At 44.7% G+C, this 2,154-nt stretch carries 2 protein-coding genes and 1 pseudogene; all 3 read left to right on the forward strand.

What is annotated here, in order from left to right; genetic code table 11:
• Window positions 1-596 (forward strand): annotated as a pseudogene (locus BHE81_RS25430) (conjugal transfer protein TraG); the annotation flags it as partial.
• A gap of 10 nt (window positions 597-606) precedes the next feature.
• Entirely contained in the window at window positions 607-1,131 is a 525-nt protein-coding gene (locus BHE81_RS25435; protein ID WP_072040864.1) for a hypothetical protein, read from the forward strand.
• A gap of 311 nt (window positions 1,132-1,442) precedes the next feature.
• Window positions 1,443-2,154: conjugal transfer complement resistance protein TraT (traT, locus tag BHE81_RS25440; RefSeq protein ID WP_149888846.1), on the forward strand; the 712-nt coding region annotated here is incomplete at its 3' end.

Genomic DNA, 2,154 nt, shown 5'->3' on the forward strand with positions numbered 1-2,154 from the left:
CGTCACGCACAGAGAGCATGACTGGCCAGATGAACGAAAACCTGACTCAGCAGTTTGCGAATTTTGTTCAGCATCGTGCTCCACAGAATGCAGAGGCCATTCTGACCAATACCAGTTCTCCTGAAATTGCCGCGCAGCGGGAAGCCCTGGCGCGTGAGTTCGTCAAAGAGCAGGTAGAACCCAGGGTTGATGCTGCGTATCAACAGGGGCGTGAAAGCATCGGCCAGAATATGACCGAAGTCTCAGGTGGTGGAGACAATGGTTCGGTGATGGCCGACTACCGACATAACTCCGGCCGGATCGATGCGATGACGCAACAGGCAAATATTAAGGATAATGTGGGGCAGAAAGTGGGTGGGATGATTACAGAGAATAAACAACAGCATCAGGAAACCCGTGAAAACATACAACAGCAAGGCGTTGAAGTGAAAAAAGAGAATGCTGAACTGGAAAATGACCACAAAACAAAAGGAAATGATTTCAAAAATTCTTATAATGATAAGAAAGAGCATCAAACCAGACTGCCTGGCGCGGATTCAACCAAAGAACTACTGGATAAGGCAACAAAATTAGAAAACGAGAAACCAAAGGGATAGGGAGGAAAGAATGTTAACCCATCAAATAATACAAAGTGAAATCGAAGAGTTAAAACAGATCTTGGCTCATCAGGATTTAGAAATTCCTTCATTCTGGCGTTGTATCTGGCCAGGTCTGGTATGCATGCTGTGGTTTTTACTATCATCCTACCTTTCATATTGGCAAAGTGACTATGCCTCTGGTCTTGAGAGAGTGGCTGCTATGGTTTTTGCGGGGGGGATGGGTTTTTTTTCTATAGTTTTGATAGCTAATACGCGCGCACACTTTCTTTCGTTGCCTCAATCATTCAGGACAAAATCAAAATTCTTTAGTTATTTGTCAGGGAAGAGTAAGTCTTATGGTGTCTTTATCTTGATTCTATTTCCTTGTCTGGCATTTTATTTTTCATCTATCCATCTTAATGCAATAGCCTTTTGTGTTATAACGTTTTTTTGTATGATAGTGACTGTCATGGTGATGAATATTGACCTTGGTCGTTATCAATTAGCGACCCTGACGTCTGTTATTGAATCGGTTAGGAATCATGAACGGTGAAAAGGTGCGCAGTTTACTTGTGCGCCTGTTAGGTGTTATCGCCTTCGGCGGAGTCTTTTGATTTACATTAAGTCAGGGGTTATTTATGGAAATTTATGAATCTGTCAAGGTTGGGAGCTGGTCATCCATACTCAACCTATCAATTATGGTGGTTTATTAACAGACTAAAAGTTTCTTTTGGTTATTATTGGTTGCCTAGGTTGTAATTGGTTTTTTACATCTCGCTTAAAATTCGTATATAGTGGATGCGCATTCCGACATTATAAGAGAATGTGTATTCACTCGTATTGATTATGTCACAAGGATTCAGGATGAAGCTTAATAAAATCATGGCTGTGATGGTCGTCAGCTCTGCGCTGGTGTTATCTGGATGTAGTGCAATGGGAACCGCTATTAAAAAGAGAAATCTGGAAGTAAAAACCCAGATGAGCGAAACAATCTGGCTGGAACCTTCAAATAACAAGACGGTTTATCTGCAAATCAAAAATACCTCTGATAAGGATATGAGTGGCCTGCAGGCAAAAATTGCCAGCGCCGTCACTTCAAAGGGATATCAGGTCGTCAGTAACCCGGATACGGCGGGCTACTGGATCCAGGCAAACGTGCTCAAGGCCGATAAAATGGACCTTCGTGAGTCTCAGGGCTGGTTAAGCCGGGGTTATGAGGGGGCAGTGACTGGCGCCGCTCTTGGGGCGGGGATTACCGCTTACAACTCCAGTTCTGCGGGAGCAACCCTGGGGGTAGGGCTTGCGGCTGGTCTGGTCGGGATGGCTGCTGACGCGATGGTGGAAGATGTGAACTACACCATGATCACCGATGTTCAGATCGCAGAAAGAACCAAAACTCAGGTTCAGACTGATAACGTGGCCGTATTGCGTCAGGGAACATCCGGTGCAAAAGTGCAGACAAGTACGGAAACAGGTAATCAGCACAAATACCAGACTCGCGTCGTCTCGAACGCTAATAAAGTTAACCTCAAGTTCCCTGAAGCCCAGCCTGTTCTTGAAGACCAGCTGGCAAAAT

This window comes from Klebsiella sp. AqSCr, assembly GCF_008452795.1.
GTDB lineage: Bacteria > Pseudomonadota > Gammaproteobacteria > Enterobacterales > Enterobacteriaceae > Klebsiella > Klebsiella pneumoniae.